The 18,105-nt window shown below is 66.8% G+C and carries 13 protein-coding genes; 1 reads left to right on the forward strand and 12 read right to left on the reverse strand.

The features are described 5' to 3' along the window. Positions 1 to 3: 3 nt before the first annotated feature. Both U6115_RS00100 and U6115_RS00105 read right to left on the reverse strand, forming a co-directional pair. Positions 4 to 2,775 carry a type VI secretion system Vgr family protein gene (locus U6115_RS00100; protein WP_101527485.1) on the reverse strand — a complete coding sequence of 924 codons (2,772 nt, stop codon included), beginning with the start codon at positions 2,773 to 2,775 and terminating at the stop codon, positions 4 to 6. Between the two features lie 224 nt (positions 2,776 to 2,999). Next, entirely contained in the window at positions 3,000 to 4,190 is a 1,191-nt protein-coding gene (locus U6115_RS00105; protein ID WP_052257921.1) for a serine hydrolase domain-containing protein, read from the reverse strand. A 132-nt stretch (positions 4,191 to 4,322) separates the two neighbouring features. Here U6115_RS00105 and U6115_RS00110 point away from each other — a divergent pair, with 132 nt between their 5' ends. Beyond that, a complete protein-coding gene (locus U6115_RS00110; protein ID WP_043572650.1) occupies positions 4,323 to 5,219 on the forward strand; it encodes a LysR family transcriptional regulator in 897 nt (298 codons plus the stop codon). Here the strand turns inward: U6115_RS00110 and U6115_RS00115 are convergent. The 10 genes from U6115_RS00115 to U6115_RS00160 form a co-directional block, all read right to left on the reverse strand. Beyond that, positions 5,216 to 6,604, reverse strand: a complete 1,389-nt coding sequence (locus U6115_RS00115; protein ID WP_043572653.1) for an efflux transporter outer membrane subunit — start codon at positions 6,602 to 6,604, stop codon at positions 5,216 to 5,218. The two genes, U6115_RS00110 and U6115_RS00115, sit on opposite strands and share 4 nt — an antisense overlap. Continuing rightward, positions 6,597 to 9,740: an efflux RND transporter permease subunit gene (locus tag U6115_RS00120; protein ID WP_043572656.1), complete on the reverse strand. Its 3,144-nt coding sequence runs from the start codon at positions 9,738 to 9,740 to the stop codon at positions 6,597 to 6,599. Before U6115_RS00120 ends, U6115_RS00115 begins: the two co-directional genes overlap by 8 nt. Before the next feature lie 17 nt (positions 9,741 to 9,757). Continuing rightward, positions 9,758 to 10,939 (reverse strand): efflux RND transporter periplasmic adaptor subunit, encoded by a 1,182-nt coding sequence (locus U6115_RS00125; RefSeq protein WP_052257922.1) that lies wholly within the window; start codon positions 10,937 to 10,939, stop codon positions 9,758 to 9,760. Positions 10,940 to 11,009: 70 nt separating this feature from the next. Continuing rightward, a complete protein-coding gene (locus U6115_RS00130; RefSeq protein ID WP_197466048.1) occupies positions 11,010 to 12,155 on the reverse strand; it encodes an acyltransferase family protein in 1,146 nt (381 codons plus the stop codon). Beyond that, a complete protein-coding gene (locus U6115_RS00135) occupies positions 12,152 to 12,640 on the reverse strand; it encodes a flavin reductase family protein (protein WP_052257923.1) in 489 nt (162 codons plus the stop codon). Before U6115_RS00135 ends, U6115_RS00130 begins: the two co-directional genes overlap by 4 nt. 69 nt (positions 12,641 to 12,709) lie before the next feature. Beyond that, the gene (locus U6115_RS00140; RefSeq protein ID WP_043572658.1) at positions 12,710 to 13,468 is read right to left on the reverse strand and encodes an SDR family NAD(P)-dependent oxidoreductase; all 759 of its coding nucleotides are present in this window, start codon (positions 13,466 to 13,468) and stop codon (positions 12,710 to 12,712) included. 67 nt (positions 13,469 to 13,535) lie between these two features. After that, entirely contained in the window at positions 13,536 to 14,711 is a 1,176-nt protein-coding gene (locus tag U6115_RS00145; protein ID WP_043572661.1) for an MFS transporter, read from the reverse strand. A 30-nt stretch (positions 14,712 to 14,741) separates the two neighbouring features. Beyond that, positions 14,742 to 15,260 (reverse strand): cupin domain-containing protein, encoded by a 519-nt coding sequence (locus U6115_RS00150; protein ID WP_052257924.1) that lies wholly within the window; start codon positions 15,258 to 15,260, stop codon positions 14,742 to 14,744. 63 nt (positions 15,261 to 15,323) lie between these two features. Next, on the reverse strand, positions 15,324 to 16,520 hold the full coding sequence (locus U6115_RS00155; protein ID WP_197466047.1) for an acyl-CoA dehydrogenase family protein: 1,197 nt from the start codon (positions 16,518 to 16,520) through the stop codon (positions 15,324 to 15,326). Between the two features lie 67 nt (positions 16,521 to 16,587). Further along, positions 16,588 to 18,012 (reverse strand): FAD-binding oxidoreductase, encoded by a 1,425-nt coding sequence (locus U6115_RS00160; protein WP_080770163.1) that lies wholly within the window; start codon positions 18,010 to 18,012, stop codon positions 16,588 to 16,590. Positions 18,013 to 18,105 lie beyond the last annotated feature (93 nt).

Raw genomic sequence — 18,105 nt, forward strand, 5'->3', positions numbered from 1 at the left:
AGACTACTCCACAGGCTTAAATCTAATACGCTCGACCTTCTCAATTTCTTGAGACACTATTCTTTCTGTATTCCCATACTCATCTGTTTTTCCTTTAACTATTCGCCCAGAGTCCATCTTAATTTCATACGCCGCATTTCTCATTGGCTGCCCATCAAGATCTAACAGTTGAATCTTCTCGTCAAAGAACGCTCCTGGCATTACTGGTAAAGTAATAGGTGAACTCAAGCTCGTCCCCCCACTCCAATCATGGCTGGCCCCCTTGATGCTGACGGTGCCCGGCGCGTGCAGCTCGATCTTGCCGTCCTTGATCCGCACGTAAGCGCCGCCGCTGGTGAGCAGGATTTCCTGTTTGCCGTTGAGGTGGATTTTCTGTTTCACCGAGGTGATGGAGAGGTCTTGATCCGCCGTCAGCTCCATCGCGTCGCTCTGCGCCTGCACTTGCACCTTCCCCTTCGCCGCGATCAGCTTCAGCGCCACCCTGTCCTTCACCCCCGCCACGAACAGGCTGAGGTGCTGGCCGACGTTGTGGATCCAACGCCGGCCGGTGGTGTGGTTGGCGTCGCGTTGGGCGATGAGGTTCAGGTTTTGCCCGGCGGAGACGGTCTGGCTTTGCTCGGTCAGGCTGGCGATGCCGGCGGGGCCGGACAGCACCAGCAGCGGCTGCTGGCCGGCTTGGTCTTTCGCCGTTTTGCCGTCCTTGTCGGTGTTGCTGCCGGCTTCCCAGGCCTTCAGCGCCTCGGCGTGGTGTTGCAGGTGGCCTAGGGTTTTCTTTCCGGCTTTGGCGTTGTCCGGGCTGATTTCGTCGGGCCCGGTTTCCATGCTGTCGGCCAGTTGGCCGGCGGCGGTTTCGGCCAGCGCTTGCGAGAGGCTGAGGGCGGCGTCGAGCTGGCTCTGCGCGTGCTCGCGCGCCAGCTGTTTGCCGGATGCGCCGTTTTGCGCTTCGGTGGACAGCAGCAGGCCGTGGGCGGCGCGGATGGCGCCGTGCTGGTCGGTTCTGAGTTCGAAGCCGTCGCCGCGCGGCTGGGCTTTGCCGTTGCTTCTTGGGTGGGCGAGGTAGCCTTGGTTGAGCTGGGTCTTGCCCGCTTCGCTGGATAGCTTGGCGCGCACTTCGCCGGGGGTGTCGTCGAACAGCAGCTCGTTATAGTTTCCGCCCTGGTGTTCCTTGGATTTGATGCCGGACAGGGTCTTGTTGGCGGGCAGGCTGCCGGCGCCGCTGAAGTCGGGCGTCGGGTGGCTGCCGTTGTACAGCACGCCGGTGATGACGGGGCGGTCGATGTCGCCTTCGATGAAGTCGACCAGCACTTCCTGGCCGATGCGCGGGATGAACTGGTGGCCCCAGCCGGCGCCGGCCGACGGCATGGCGACGCGCAGCCAGCAGGAGGATTTGTCGTCGAGACCGGCGCCGATGGTGGGGTGTTCGTCGGGCCGCTGCCAGTGGAATTGCACCTTGATGCGGCCCTGGGCGTCGGTGTGGACTTCTTCGCCGGCGGGGCCGACCACGGTGGCGGTTTGCACGCCCAAGCTGGTGGGCTTGGCCGCGGCGGTGCCGGCGTAGGCCGGGGTCAGCGGGATGCCGCGGCGCTGGGCCTGGATCTGGCTGGCGAAGGGGACGGCCTGGCTGTCGCTGTCGGCCAGCAGGCTGGGGGCGAGGGCGCGCAGTTGCTGCGTCAGCTCGCTGGGCAGGTTGTTGCGCGCTTGCAGCGTCTGGCCGGTGACGACGAATTCGCGCTGTTCGTGGCTGTCGGCTTCGTGCGCCGGGTGGTCGTCCAGGCGGAACCATTGGCCGGCGGTGAGGCCGCGGACGGCGCCGCCGCCTTCGAATTGTTTGGCCTGCCGGTCGTGCGCCTGCTGGCGCAGCCGGGCGTAGTGGCTCAGTTGGTTGGCGTCGCCGGCGTAGTACAGGCCCTGCGGGTCGTAGTCCTGCAGGCTGGATTGCAGCGCCTGGCCGCCCTGGCCCTGGTCGATCTGGCTGCTGTCGCCGCTGTGCTGGGTGGACACCGGCTGGTAGTCGAAGCTGGCCAGCGCCACGTTGCCGGGGACGATCTGGCGGCTGGCATTCCAGTCGGTGAGGCCGTCCTCGTCTTCGGTGGCGTCGCTGCGGTGGAAGCGCACCCGTTCCACCTCGGCCGGCGGCAGGCTGTAGGCGTCGTCGAACACCACCAGCTTGACCTGCGGCGTGTCGCCGTCGACGTGCTCGAAGCGCCAGGCATAGCCCTCTTCATGCAGCAGGCGGACGATGAAGTCGTAGTCGCTTTCGCGGTATTGCAGGCAGTAGCTTCTGGGCTGCGCCGGGCCGACCTGGATCTCGATGGCCTGGCCGCGGGCGAAGGCCGGGTTGGCGGCCTGGTGCTCTTGCAGGATCTGCTGGACGATGTCGGGCACCGTCAGGTCCTGGAACACGCGCGAGGTGCGGCGGTGGCGCAGCAGCGCGAACGGCGGCTCGATGGTCAGCGCGTAGCGGGCGAAGCCGCCGTCGGCGCCGAGCAGGCGGGCCTGGGACACCACGCCGCAGCGGATGGTCTCCTGGCCCTGGGCGTCAGCGATGCCGAGGCGGGCGGATTGACCGAGCAGGGTCTTGAGTTCGATGGCGCCGTCGGGCGACAGGCAGGTCAGGGTGAAGCGATAGGGCCGGGACACGCCTTCCTCGCCGTCCAGGCTTTGCGGCAGCAGCTGCTCGGCCGCGACATGGCCGTCGCCCAGTTGCAGGGTGAGCTGGCGGCGGTCCTGGGTGAAGGCGGAGGCGAAGGAGGACAGCAGGTTGGTGAGGTCCATGGCGATGCGGGCAGGAATTTTGTTTTCACGGCGACAAAATTCCAATTGAGTTAATTAAAAAAGCATTATATGTCTCAGCAATACGCGTTAACAATTCTGCCATCTTAATTTGTCCAGCCATGCGACTTAAAAGCCAGACGCGGTCGGCACAGCCCTGCGCGCTGGCCATACGAAATCGGCCCGGCATCGCCGCCGGGCCGTTTTGGCAGACAAACCCCCGCCTCTCAAACCTGGCCGTAAACCGCGTTGCAGATATCGACGGTAAACTGCCCCAGCATGCCTTCCAGCAAGGTATTGGTCAGCGCCACCACACTGATGCGCTTGGCCGGATCGACAAACCACGAATGGCCGAACACCCCCGCCAACCGCCAGCTGCCCGGCGACTCCGGCGTATTGGCCGCCTGCGGATCGGTCAACACGGTGAAACCCAGGCCATATCCCCGGCCCGGCCAGGGGGCCAGCGGCAAGTCTCCAGTCTGGTTGCGACCCATTTCCGCGGCCATGGCGGCCGACAATAAAGGTCCGCCGCCGCTGCGCAGCGATTCCAGCAAGGTCATGAAATCACCCGCGGTTCCCACCATGCCGGCGCCGCCGGAGGGGAAGGCGTTGTGATCCAGCGCGCGGCCCGGGGCCAGGCTGACGCCGCGGAAGCCTTCCAGAATCGGCACCAGCTCCAGGTCGCGCATCCGCCGCGGCGCCGGCTGCTCGTTGACGTACACCGTGGTCAGACGGCGGTAATCGCTGGCGGCGAAGCGGGTGTCCTGCAGGCCCAGCGGCTCGGTAACCCATTTGCGCACCACTTCATGCAGATGGCTGCCCGTCGCGCGCTCCAGCACTTCGCCAAGCACGTCGGTCGCCAGCGAATAGATCCAGGCGCTGCCCGGCTCGGCCAGCAAAGGCGCTTGGCCCAGCCGTTCGATATTTTCCCGCAGCGACAGCACCGAATGGTCCATGCCGTCGGAAATGCCCATCTGCTTGTAAGGACCGCCTTGCTCGCCCTCCAGGAAACCGTAGCCGAGACCGGCGGTGTGCGTCAGCAGATGCCGGACGGTAATTTCCGGAATGCGGCCATCCGGCAAGGCCGGCGCAAAATGGGGCAGCCAACGGGTGACAGCGTCGTCCAGGCCGATGATGCCCGCCTCGACCATGGCCAGCGCCGCGGTGGACACGTAGACCTTGGTCAAAGAAGACAAGCGGAACAGGGCGTCCGCCGTCATCGGCCGTTCCGCCTCGCGGTCAGCCCAACCCTTGGCGCCTTGGTAGATCAGCTTGCCGTCGACGCTTACCAGCACCACCGCGCCGACCAGCCTCTGCTCGGCCAGCGCGCGATGGATGGCGTCGTCGATCCGCTCGGCGATACCGTATTGATGCACTCCCGGCTGCACTACCGGGTTGGACAATTCCGCAGTCAGCATAACTCTTCCTTTCTTAGCGATGTCATGGATGGCCTTTGCCAGTCACACCAGCATAAGGCAAGACCAAAAGCATAAAAACATGTTAGATTTCCATTTTATGCGGATAAATTTGTCCGCAATTCGAACGCCACCATGGAAAAACTCAACGGGATACACGTATTCGTACAAGTGGCGGAAACCTCCAGCTTCGTCGCCGCCGGACGCCAATTGGGCATCTCCGCCTCGGCAGTCGGCAAAAGCATCGCCAGGCTGGAGGAAAGGCTGGGCATACGGCTGCTGCAGCGCAGCACCCGGCACATGGCGCTGACCGCCGAAGGCGAGCTGTTTCTGCGCCGCTGCCAGCGCATCTTCGCCGAGCTGGATGCCGCGGAAAGCGAGCTGGCGCAAAGCGCCGACCGACCGCGCGGCCGGTTGCGCGTCAGCCTGCCGGACGGCAATCTGTTCAACCCCGCGCTGGCCGAATTCATGAGCCTCTATCCGGAGGTCGAGCTGGATCTCGACTACAGCGACCGGCTGGTGGACCTGATTGAAGAAGGCTTCGACGCCGCGATCCGCTCCGGCGAGCAACTGGACTCCCGCCTGCTGGCGCGCCGACTGGGCTCGTTCCGCCTGGTGCTGGTCGCCGCGCCGGGCTACCTGAGCGAGCGCGGCCGGCCGCAACGGCCGGCCGATCTGCAACGCCATGCCTGCCTGCAATACAAGTTTCCCAACAGCGGCAAACTGGCGCGCTGGCCGCTGCGCCCCCTCCCCGGCGAACCGGCCCCGCTGCTGCCCAGCACCGTGATCTGCACCAATAGCGAAGCGCTGATCTACCTGGCCCAGCGCGACAAAGGCATCGCCTGCGTGCCGGATTTCTCGGTGCGCGACGCGCTGGCGGACGGCACGCTGGAGCTGGTGCTGGACGACTTCATGGAGTCAAGCGGCACTATCCGCATCGTCTGGAGCTCCAGCCGCCAGATGCCGTCCCGGCTGCGCGCGCTGATCGACTTTCTCGCCGAGCGGGCGCTGCCGGACGGCCAGGCTTCCTAGCTCGCGCGCCAGCCTCCGCCCAGCGCCTTGTAGAGCGCCACCGCGCTGTTGAACAGATCCAGCCGGGCATCCACCGCGCTCAATTCGGACTGGAACGCGCCGCGTTCGGCATCCAGCACCTCCAGGTAAGCGGAGTGCCCGCTGTCATAGCGCAAAGTGGCCAGCCGCACCGCCCGCTGCAATGCCTTGACGCGCGCGGTTTCCGCATCGTTGACGCGCCGTGCCGCCGCCATGGCGCTCAAGGCGTCCGCCGCATCCTTGAACGCCAGCTGCACCGCCTTGCGGTACTGCGCTAACGCCTGCTGCTGGCCGGCGCTGGCCACGTCCACCGCTCCCGCCGTCTGCCCAAAGTTGAATACCGGCGCCGCCAGGTTGCCGGCAAAACTCCAGACATAGGCCGGCCCGCTGAACAACTGGCGCAAATCCGGGCTGGCGCTGCCCAGCGCGCCAGTCAGGCTGATGCTGGGAAAATAGGCCGCCTTGGCCACGCCGATGCGGGCATTGGCCGCCACCAGGCCAGCCTCGCTGGCGGCGATGTCGGGCCGGCGCGCCAGCAGGTCGGACGGCAAGCCGGAAGGCAAGGCCGGCGGCAGGCTCAGCGCATCCAGCGCCTGGCCGCGCGCGATTCCCTCGCCCAGCAACTGTCTGGGCTCGCGTCCCAGCAACACTCCCAGCGCGGTTTCGGTCTGCGCCACGCTGCGCTCGAACTGCGCGGCGCTGGCCTCGGCCACCGCCACCTCCGCTTCGGCCTGGCGCCAGTCCAGTTCCGACGCGTCGCCCTGGCGGAAGCGCTTCTCGTTCAGCGTCGCGGCGGCCCGGCGGTTGGCCAGCGTGCGCCGGGAGACTTCCAGTTGCGCATCGTAGGCGCGCAGCTGGAAATAGGTTTGCGCCACCTGCGCCGCCACCGCCAGCCTCAGGCCGTCGCGGCTGGCCTGGCTGGCGGCGGCGAGGGAAACCGCCGCCTCGCGCTCGCGCCGCAGGCGGCCCCACAGGTCCAGCTCCCACGATGCCCGCAGATTGAAATCGCGGCTGTCGTAAAGGCCGCCCGGCGCCGTGGCGGGCAGCGTCGCGCTGACGCGCTGGCGCTGGCTGTCGGCGGCGGCGTCCAGCCTGGGCAGCAGCTGGCTGCGGGCGATGCCGGCCAGCGCCTCGGCCTGCGCCAGACGGGCGTCCGCTTCGCTCAGATCCTGGTTGCGCGCCAGCGCGACGGCAATCAGCCGGTCCAGCTCCGGCTCCTGGAATTGCCGCCACCAGCCGGCCACGTCGGCCGCCGCCTGCGCCTGGCCGTCGGGCAACGCCAGCTGAGGGCGCTGGTAGTCGGGGCCCGCCGCGCAAGCCGCCAGGGCGGCGCTCAACGCGGCGGCGAGAAATAGCGGTTTAAACATTGAGCACCTCCTCCTCGGCCGCCGCAGCCGCCGGGGCTTTTTTATGGAATGCCTTCATGATCAGAATGAAGAACAAGGGAATGAAGAAGGTGGCGATGAAAGTGGCGGCCAGCATGCCGCCGATCACGCCGGTGCCGATCGAGTGGCGGCTGGCGGAGCCGGCGCCGCTGGAAACGGCCAGCGGCACGCAACCCAGCACAAAGGCCAGCGACGTCATCACGATGGGGCGGAAGCGCATGCGCGCCGCCTGCATGGTCGCCTGCACCAACTCCATGCCCTCGTCCAGCTTGAGCATCGCGAATTCCACGATCAGGATGGCGTTCTTGGCCGACAAGCCGATCAACGTCACCAGCGCCACCTGGAAGTAGATGTCGTTGGCGAGGCCGCGCGTCCAGTTGGCCACCAGCGCGCCGAACACCGCGAACGGCACGGCCAGCAACACCGCCAGCGGCAGGGTCCAGCGTTCGTACTGCGCCGCCAGGATCAAGAACACCACGACGATGCCGAACAGGAACACCTTGGCGGAGGAGCCGCCGGCCGCCTTCTCCTGCAGCGCGCTGCCGGTCCAGGCCAGCGCGTAGCCGTCGGGCAGCGTTTCCTTGGCCACCTGCTCCATCGCCGCCAGCGCCTCGCCCGAGCTGTAGCCCGGCGCCGGGCCGCCGATCAGCTTGGCCGACGGATACAGGTTGTAGCGCTCCAGCACTTCCGGACCGGTGCTGCGCTGGATGTCCAGCAGCGCCGTCACCGGCACCATGGCGCCAGAGGTGGAGCGCACGAAGACCTTGGCCAGGTTGTCGCTGTGGCTGCGGTAGGAGGCTTCCGACTGCAGCTGCACGCGGAAAGTCCGGCCGAACTTGTTGAAGTCGTTGACGTACAGCTCGCCCAGCGTGCTTTGCAGGGTATCGAACACGGTGTTGATCGGCACGCCGAGCGCCTTGGCCTTGGCCCGGTTCAGCTCGATATACACCTGCGGCACCGACGCCGAATAGGTGGTCTGCACGCCGGCCAGCTCCGGCCGCTTGGCCGCGGCGGCGAGGAATTGCCGCGACACGCCTTCCAGCTCGGCCGGCGACGCGCCGTTGCGGTTCTGCAGATAGCCTTCAAAACCGCCGGTATTGGACATGCCGGAGATCGGCGGCGGATTGACCGCGAAAATGAAGCCGTCGCGGATGCCGGCGCCGGTCTTGGCGAAGATGTCGCCGACCACCGCTTGCGCCGACTGCGCCGCGCCGCGCCTTTCCTCCCAGGGCTGCAGCTGGATGAAGGAGACGCCGGCATTGGTCTTCTTGCCGCCGGTGACGATGTCGAAGCCGGACATCGACAGCATGTCCTTCACCGCGGGATTGCGCGAAACCAGATGGTCCAGCTTGTCCATCACCTTGGCGGTGCGCTGCAAGGATGCGCCGTCGGGCAAGAAAGCCGCCGCGATCACATAACCCTGATCCTCATCCGGCGCCAGGCTGGTGGGGATGGCGCGGAACAGCCATGCCGACACCAGCAACAGCAGGCCGAACAGCGCCAGGCCCAGCGCGCTGCGCCTCGACAGGAACGCCACGCCGCGCACGTAGCGGCCGCCCACGGCGTCGAAGTTGCGGTTGAACCAGTCGAAGAAGCGATTGCGGCTCTGGTGCCCCGGCCGCAGGATCAGCGCGCACAGCGCCGGGGTCAGCGTCAGCGCCACCAGGCCGGAAATGCTGACCGAAATGGCGATGGTGATGGCGAACTGCTTGTACATCTGGCCGGCGATGCCGCCGAGGAAAGCCACCGGCACGAATACCGAGCACAACACCAGCACGATGGCCACCACCGGCCCGGACACTTCTTTCATCGCCTGGAGGGTGGCCTCGGTGGCGGAAACCTTCGCCTCGCTCATGATGCGCTCGACGTTTTCCAGCACCACGATGGCGTCGTCCACCACGATGCCGATGGCCAGCACCATGCCGAACAGCGTCAACAGGTTGATGGAGAAGCCGAAGGCGTACATGCCGGCGAAAGTGCCGACGATGGACACCGGCACCGCCAGGCACGGGATCAGCGTGGCGCGCCAGTTCTGCAGGAACAGGAACACCACCAGGAATACCAGCGCCATCGCTTCGGCCAGCGTTTTGTACACTTCCTCGATCGACACCTCGACAAACTTGGTGGAATCGAACGGGATGCGGTATTTCAGACCGTCGGGGAAGCGGCCGGACAACCTGGCCATCGTGTCCTTGACCGCTTTGGCCGTTTCCAGCTGATTGGCGCCCGGCGCCAGGAAAATCCCGATCGGCGCCATCGGATCGCCGTTGATCTTGCCGTTGAAGTCATAGTTCAACGCGCCCAGCTCCACCTTGGCCACCTCCTTGAGCAATACCGCCGAGCCGTCCGGATTGGCCCGCACGATGATGTTGGAAAACTCCTCCGGCGTGCTCATCCGCCCGCGGGTGGTGACGGTGTAGGTAAAGTCCAGCGCCTGGTTGCTGGGCTCGGCGCCCAGCTTGCCGGCGGCGAACTGCGCGTTCTGCTCGCGGATGGCGGCGACCACGTCGCTGGGCGTCAGCTTCAACTGCGCCAGGCGATCGGGCTTGAGCCAGATCCGCATCGAATAGTCGCGGCCGGCGAAGTTGATCACGTCGCCGACGCCGGGAATGCGCTTGAGTTCGTCCACCACGTTGAGCAGCGCGTAGTTGCTCATGTACAGGGTGTCGTAGCGCCCCTTCTCCGCGTACAGCGCGATCACCTGCAGGAACGCCGCAGACTGCTTGCGCACCGATACGCCCTGGCGCCGTACCTCTTCCGGCAGCTGCGCCAGCGCCGACTGCACGCGGTTGTTGACGTTGATGGTGGCCTGGTCCGGACTGGTGCCGATCTTGAACGTGGCGTTCAGCGTCAACTGGCCGTTGCTGGCGCTGATGGACTGCACGTACAGCATGTCGTCGACGCCGTTGATCGCCTGCTCAAGCGGCGCGGCCACGGTATTGGCGATCACCTCGGCCGAGGCGCCGGGATAGCTTGCCACCACCTGTACTTGCGGCGGCACGATCTGCGGGTACTGCTCGACCGGCAGCACGCCCATCGCCGCCACCCCCGCCAGCATGATGATCAGCGAGAGCACACAGGCGAAGATCGGTCGGCGGATCAAAAAGGAGGAAAACATATTGCGAGGCTCCAGTATTAGCTGCGGGAAGACGCGCCGGTTGCGGCCGGCTCAGGGCTGATCTGCACCAGCGCGCCGGGCCTGAGCTTCACCAGATTGTCCAGCGCCACCCGGTCGCCGGCCTTCAGCCCCTTGTTGATCAGCACATTGAGGCCCTGTTCCTGTCCGGCCTCCACCGGGCGGAGCTGCACCCGGTTGTCCGCGCCCACCACCCAGACCGCCTTGCCTTGCTGGCTGGTCAGCACCGCCCGTTGCGGAATGGCGATGGCCTGGGCGCGGTAAGCGCCTTGCAGCAGCACCGTCACGAACTGACCCGGCAGAATCCGTCCGTCCGGATTGGCCAGGCTGGCGCGCAGGCGCACGGTGCCGGTGGAGGCGTCCACCAGGTGGTCGGTAAAGTTGAGCGAGCCGCTGCGTTCGAAACGGCTGCCATCGGACAGCCGCAGCGACACCTTGAAGCCGCCGCCGTGGAATTTCAGCGCGCCGGACGACTGCTGGCCGCGCAGCGCGTCCAGATCCGCCTCCGGCACGTTGAAATTGACATAGATCGGATCGTTCTGGCTGATCTTGGTCAGCATGCTGGCGTCGGCGCTGCCGCCCACCAGGCTGCCCTCGGAGCGGACCTCGCGGCTGGTCAGGCCGGAAATCGGCGCCGACACCCGGGTATAGCCCAGGTTGATCTGCGCCTCCTTCACCTTGGCTTGCGCCGCCATCACCTGGGCGCGGGCGGCTTCCCGATTGGCGGCCGCCTCGTCGAAATCCTTGCGGCTGAGCGCGTTCTCGCGGAACAGCGGCTGCACGCGGTCGTAATTCTGCTGCGCGCGGGTCAGCTCGGCCTGCCGGTCGCGCAGCGCGGCGACAGCCTGCTCCAGCGCGATCTGGAAAGGCGCCGGGTCGATCTGGAACAGCGGATCGCCCTGCCGCACCGGCTGCCCCTCGGTGAACATCCGCTTCTGCAAGATGCCGCCCACCCGGGCCCGCACCTCCACTTCGCGCGATCCGGCCGACTGGCCGACATACTCGTACGCGACATCGACATTGCCCGGCGCCACCTGCTGCACCGAAACCGGCACCGCAGGCGCCGGCGCCTGCGCCGCCGCTTGCGCCGCGCCCAGATCCTTGCCGCAGCCGGCCAATGCCAGCGCGGCGGCCAGCGGCAGCAACGACGCCGCGACACGTCCCTTCAAAAACTTATCCATATGCACCCCGGAACTAAATAATTTTCATTAGCATTGATTTGGCGCGGGCCGCCTCTGCGGCGTCGCCCGCTCAGGCGTCGGCCGATTGCAGCCTGACCGCGGCGGCGCGCGGGCGGCTCCAGTACCGCATCACCGGCCGCTCCACCAGCGCGTACAGCAACCAGCCGGCCAACAGGCTGGCCAGGAAGGCCGCCAGCACCACCAGGGTCGCAGTGGCGGGCTCGAAACGGCGGCCATCCAGCCAGGCGCTAGCCAGATCCAGCACCAGCATATGCACCATGTAAAAGGCAAACGACACTTCACCCAGCCACACCATGCGCCGGCCGTTGAAGCCGGTGGGGCGCCGCTGCGCGTCGGCCGCCGCCGCCGCGGTGATCAGCAAGGCCACCGGAATCACCGTGGCCGTGCTCAGTCCGTACAAAAACGGCACTTCCCGCGCCAGCAGATAACCGCCCAGCAACAAGCCCGCCGCGGGCAGCAGGCCCAGATCCGGCCATTTGCCGGCCCGCAGGATGCGCGCCATCAGCATGCCCAGCACAAACTCGAACATCCGCAACGGCGGGAAAAAATACGATAGCCACCACTGCTGCAGCGAAATCGGCAGGCCCGGCCCCTTGGGCGTGGCCGGCACCCAGCTGTCCACCGCCAGCTGCACCGCGAACAGCGCCAGCACCGCCGCCGCCGCGCACGGCCACAGCCGTCCGGCCGGAATGCGCGCGATGCGCTGGTTCAGCCACGGGAAGGCCAGGTAGAACAGCAGCTCGCAGCACAGCGACCAGGACGGGCTGTTGACGCCCATGAACACCTCCGGGCGCGGCACCCACGACTGCAGCAGCAGCAGATTGCTGAGCCAGACCCTGGGGTCGACGAACACATTCCCCATGCACACCATCATCAGCAGCCAGGTGAAGAAATGGTTGGGGTAGATCTTCAGCAGGCGGCGCCGGATGAAGCCGCCGGCGGAGTCGTCCGCCCGCGCCGACCAGGTCATCACGAATCCGCTGAGCACGAAGAAGAACGACACGCCCAGCCAGCCGGCCTTGCTGAAGATGGACTGAAACAGCTGCGCCGCGCCGCTGTCCTGATAAGGGTTGAATTTGACGGCTGCCAGCAACGAGGCGTGAAACAGAAACACCAGCGCCGCCGCGACGAATCGCATGCCGGTCAACGAGGGCAGGCGCGGCGCCGGGCCGTTCGGCGATTGCAAGTACGTCACGATGCGTAGCCCTCTACCGATGTGAAATGAGACCGGTAGTAGGCAAGCGCGTCGCCGCGTCCATGCTCGACCGCCTTCACCTCGCCGAATACCATGGTGTGGTCGCCTTTCTGATACGTGTCCTCCAGCCGGCAGTGAATGGCGGCCGCGGAATCCCCCAGCACTTGCGGCGACACCGGGCTGGCCGGCTGCTTGGCGAACATCAGCGCCTCCTCGGCCTGGGGCCGGGCCAGGAAATACACGCTGAATTGCCTGGCGTCGCGCACCTTGCCCAGGAAGCGGGAATGGTTCTTCAGCGAAAACTGGATGATGGGCGGCACCAGCGAAACCGAACTGAACGAATTGATGGTGATGGCGATCTTGTCGTCGCCCTCTTCCAGCACCGCCAGGCAAACGCCGGTCGGGAAGCGCCCCAGCGTGCTCTTGTACTCTTGTTGCCAATGTTGGCCGTCACATTCGATGTGATGCTTTTTCAAGACTTCCATAGCTTTCTCCCTGCCTATGCTGCCGACGCCGCGCCGGACTCGCCGCCGGCCTGTTCCGGCGGCATCCGGTCAGGCGGTCACGCCGCCATCGACGACAAAGTCATGCCCGACGAAGAACGAGGCATCGCCGGAGCAGATCCACAAAATGGTCTGCACCACCTCTGACAAGCGTCCCACCCGGCCGATGGGGATGATGCCGCCCAGCCGCTTGCCGCGCTCCTCCTCGGTTTCGCCCTCCAGCAGCGACATCGGGGTGTCCAGCGCCGCCGGGCTGACGGTGTTGATGCGGATGCCCTGCTGGATGCACTCCTTGGCCGCCGTGCGCGTCAACGCCTCGATGCCGGCCTTGCTGGCGCCGTAAGCGGCGGTGCCGGGCATCGCGAAATGGCCGCCGACGATGGACGACAAATTGACGATCACCCCTTCGCCCCGTTCCTGCATCAAGCCGATCTCCGCCCGCATGCAGCGCCAGGTGCCGTTCAGATTGGTGTCGATGATGCGGCGCCAGGCGGCCTCGTCCTGTTCGGCCACCAGGCCGGTTTCCCAGATCGCCGCATTGTTGACCGCGATGTCGAGCCGGCCATAGCGGCGCCGTATCGCCTCGAACAACCCGTCCACCTCATGCGGCAGCGAAATATCGGTCGAGTGCGACAGCGCCTGCGCGCCGGCCGCCTCGATTTCGTCCTGCACCGCCTTCAGCTTGTCCTCGTTGCGGCCGGCCAGCACCACCGCCGCGCCTTGTCGCGCCAGTTCCAGCGCCAGCTCTCGCCCCAGGCCGCTGCCAGCTCCCGTCACCAGCGCCACCTTCCCTGCGAATTTCGTATCCATTGCTTTCATTTCCATTCAGATGCGGCGCCCGGCGCCGGGAGCATCCCGGCCCGGCGCATGCCGCGATTCAGCGGGTCGCGCCCGCCAACCTTGCGCGCACGCCTTCCGCGCTGTGACGGCGCAGGAAAGGCAGCACGCTGACCAGACCGGCGATGGCCAGCGCCACCCCCACCCACAGCGGCGCGCGCAGACCGTGTCCGGCGCTCATCACCGAGCCGCCGGCCCAGGAGCCCACCACGATGCCGACATTGATGACGGCGGTATGCACGGTGTTCACCAGCGGGCCGTTGTTGGCGACGCGCATCACGCGGATCGCCATCGCCGGATTCATCGGCAGGCCGACCAAGCCCAGCAGCGCCACCGCGACGATGGTCACCGCCTGCGATTCGGCCTTGAGCGCGAACAGCGCCAGCAGCGAGATCAGGATCACCAGCCCGACGGCCAGCACGCCCATGGTGTGCTTGTCGGCCAGGCGGCCGGTGATCATGGTGCCGACGATGGTGGCCAGGCCGTAGCAGGCGAACAGCGCCGGCACGGTAGCGGTGGAGAAGCCGCTCACCTCGGTGAAAATCGGCGCAAAGTAGGTGAAGGCGGCGAAAGTGGCGCCGATGATCAGGCCGCTGGTGCCGTAAGCGGCCCACAGATCGGCATTGCGGAAGGCGGCGAACTCCTGCTTCAGGCTGATCTCGGCGGCCTTCGGCGATTTGGGCACCTGCACCGCGATCACCAGCCCGCAGAACAGCATCATCCCGGCCACGATCCAGAAGCTGGCGCGCCAGCCCAGATGCTGGTCGATCAGCGTGGCCGCAGGCAGGCCGACCACCGACGCCACCATCAGCCCGCCCAGCACGATGGAGGAGGCGCGGCCGATCCGCTGCGGGCCGACGATGTCGACGCACACCGCCAGCGAGACGCCGAAGAACGCCGACTCGGCTACGCCGGACAACACCCGCGACGCCAGCATCACTTCATAGCTGTGGGCGGTGGCGCCGATCAGCTGGCTGACGAAGAACAGCGCCACCAGCGTCAGCAGGGTGTTCTTCTTGGACGCCTTGAGCAGCATCACCGTCAGGATGGGCCCCCCCACCACGATGCTGGCGGCGAAAGCCGACACCAGGTACCCGATGGCCGTCAGGGAAACGCCGAACTGCGCCGCCAGCGACGGCATCATCCCGGCTACCATGAACTCCGACGTGGTCATGGCGAAAATGCTCAAACCCAACACATAGATTGCCAATGGCATGGCTTTACCTTTCTTTATTCAAGTCAATGCTCAGGCGGGCTGCGCCGCTTGCGACACCTGGAAACGCAATCCCGCCTCGATCGCCCGCGCGGTGCTTTCCTCATCCGCCGGCGGCGGCGGCAAGCCGTCCTGGGCCGGCACCCCGGCCGCCAGGAAGAACTCCTCCACGCCCGCCGGGGTATAGAAAATCAGCATCCGCACCGGGTCCGCGCTGCGGTTGTGGAAGGCATGCGGCGTGCCGCGCCGGACGAACACGCGCCCCCCCGGCCCCACCTGGTACTTCGCGCCGTCGGCCATGATCTCCAGCTCGCCGTCCAGCACGACGAACAGCTCGTCGACATCGGCGTGGGCGTGCTCCGGCGGCCCGCCCGCCGGCGGCACCAGCGCGTCCAGCAAGGTCATGGTTCCGGCGCTGTGGGCGGCATCCAGCAAAATCCGGTACTCGTCCCCGCTCATCCACACGCGCTGGCCGCTGCCGGCAGGCAGGTAGGCGTGGCCGGGGCCGTCGGCGCGTCGCGCCGACAGATCGTTGTCGGTGTTGTCTTGCATCAGGTCTGCTCCAAACAAGAAAATGGGAGAGCGGGCGGAACAGCGCCGCCCGCGCCGGCTCGCTTACAGGAACGGATTGTCCGGCTGGCCGCCCAGCATCAATTCGCCGCATGTCTGCAAAATCATGTCCTGCGCCACCGCGTGCTGGCACATGGTGTTGGTGTCGCGCAGCCAGCGATCCAGCGGCGAGCTGGCGCGGTATATGGCGGCGCCGCCCACGGTGTCGAACAACCTGGCGACGATGGCGCGCGCGGTGCCGAAGGCATGGTGGCGCGCCAGCGCGGCCGAAACCCGCTCCCCGGTGCTCAGCGGCTGTCCGGCCGACAGCTTTTCCCACTGCCGCTCCAGGCTGGCGAACACCCCGCTGCGGGCCGCGTGCAGCTCCATCTCGGACTGGGCCAGCGCAGTCTGGATGCGGTAGCTCTGCGGCCACGGCAGCTGCGTCACCCGGTCGAAACGGCTTGCCGCCAGCTCGCGCACGTGGTCTATCGCCGCGCGCGCCACGCCCAGCGGCACGCCGGACATCTTGCGCAGGATGGCGTCCGGCGCGATATGCAGCGGACCCTCGCGGCGCGGTTCGCGGAAGGAGAAGGAACGCTCTTCCGGCACGAACAGATCGACGGCGGCGTAGTCGCGGCTGCCGCTGCCAGCCAGGCCGGTGGTATGCCAGGTATCGCGGATCTGGTATTCATCGGGACGGGCGTACATGATCCGCCACTCGGGCTTGCCGTTCTCGGCCAGCACGGGTTCGCCGTCCTGATAAACGGCGCAGCCGGCCGCCAGCCAGTCGCAGTGGGTGCTGCCGCTGCCGAAGCGCCAGTTGCCGGTCACCCGGTAACCGCCGGCCACGCGCTCGGCGCGGCCTTCCGGGTGAATCCAGCCGGCGGTGATCATGTCCAGCCGCGGAAACATCTCCCGCGCGGTTTCCTCGCGCAGATAGCCGGAGTAGATGCCGGAGTCGGCGCCGATCATGCCGCACCAGCCGGCGGAGGCGTCGCCGATGGCCAGCGCCTCGATCACCTCGGTCTGCTGCATCGAATCCAGCTCGGGCCCGCCCCAGGACTTGGGCATCGCCATGCGGAACACGCCGGTGCCGCGCAGCAGCTCCACCACGTCCGCCGGCAAGTGGCGGTTCTGCTCGATTTCCGCCGCGCGCTGGCGCAGCACCGGCGCCAGTTCGCGGGCGCGGGACAGAATCCGCTCCGCCGTCCATTCGTCGGCGGCCGCCTGACCCATGTTTTCTTTTTCCAGATAAGCCATTCCAGTCACTCCCTGCGAAATGAAATTCGATAATGCGTTTTCGATGGCCGGCGCTGGCCGGCGGAGTTCACGCGTAGCGGCCCGGCGCGATCACCGCGCGCGGGTCCAGCATCCCCTTGATGCCGCGCACGAAGTCGCGCGCCGCCTGATCGGGGCTCAGGCCGTCTATCCAGTCCTGGTGATCCACATCCAGCCGATACGGGATGAAGCCGGCGGCGGAGAACAGCTGGTACAGGCGGTCCAGCGCCTGGTGGGCGCGGCGCGCCTCGTCGGCGTTGCGCTCGAACTTGATGGCGACCACGTAGTCGATGACGTCGGAGTTCAACGCGTTGATGGTGGCGCCGCAATGCACGCCGGTCTCGTCGTATACCTGGGCCAGCAGCCGCTGGGCCCGGTCGATGGCTTCGCCGTGGAAGGGGATCAGCGGCAGGAAGAACAGCCAGCCGCGGCCCGCGGCGTCGATATTTTCCGCATCCTGCCCCAGCGTGGCCTGCAGCAGCGTGTCGTTGCGGCTGGGATCGCCGGCGTAGGCGCTGGCGACCATCTCGGCCACCACGTTGCCGCTCAGCCGCGGATCGCGCTGATCCGAATGCGATACGTGCAGGAACAGGCCGGAACGGTTTGCCTCGTCGAGGATCACCGTGGTCATCGCCTCCACCACGGCAGCGGTGCCGTCCACGCAGACATGGGTCAGGTATTCGCCGATGCCGCCGCCATACAGCGCGCCGGCGGTCGCGTCGTAGACCTTGAGCACGCCGCGCACCATTCCCTGGGCGCTCCAGCGCTGCAGCACATCGATCGCCTCGGCCAGCCGTTCGCGGGCGAAGCTCAGGCGCACCACGCGCAGCGCCTCGGGGCGCGGCATCAGCCTCACCACCGCCGCCGTCACGACGCCCAGATTGGATTGAAAGAACAGCTGCAGCGGCGACGGCCCAAGCCCGTACGGATACACCGGGGAGGGGCGCTCGGCGTCGGGCCACCAACCCACCCTCATCACCTCGCCATCGGGCAGCACTACTTCCAGACCCACCAGGTCTTCCACCCGCTGGCGGCGCAAGCCCACTCCCCTGTCCACGCCGTTGCCCAATACGCTGCTGTGGGCGGAGGAGGCGGTGACATTGATCATGCGCGGGCTTCCCGCCAGCAATGCCGCCAGCTGGCCCTGGGTGACGCCGGGCTCCACCACCGCCCAGCCGGCATCCAGATCCAGCGCCCGCACCTGCTTCAGGCCGGACAGGTCCAGCGCGAGCGAGGCGTCCTGCGCCGCCTCCCGCGAGCCCAGCCCCCAGTTCCGGCCGGTGCTGAGCGCATGCAGGGCCACGGATTCCTCGCTCTGCGAGGCCAGGCGCAGCACGTCGCGCACCTGCTCCACGCTATTCGGGCGGATCACGCCCTTCCGCGAGCGCGGCCGGTACATGCCGACGTTGTCGTCGCCGGCGACCTGCGCCACCAGGCCTGCCAGCCAGGTTTTGAACGGTTGTCCGCCTGCCATCAGCATTTCACTCAGCGATGCGTCTTGAAGTTGATCTTGTGTCATCACATTCCATCTTTCTTGATCTAAGGTAAGCAAACTAGGCGATGCCGC

It is taken from the genome of Chromobacterium subtsugae (assembly GCF_035919665.1).
Lineage (GTDB): Bacteria > Pseudomonadota > Gammaproteobacteria > Burkholderiales > Chromobacteriaceae > Chromobacterium > Chromobacterium subtsugae.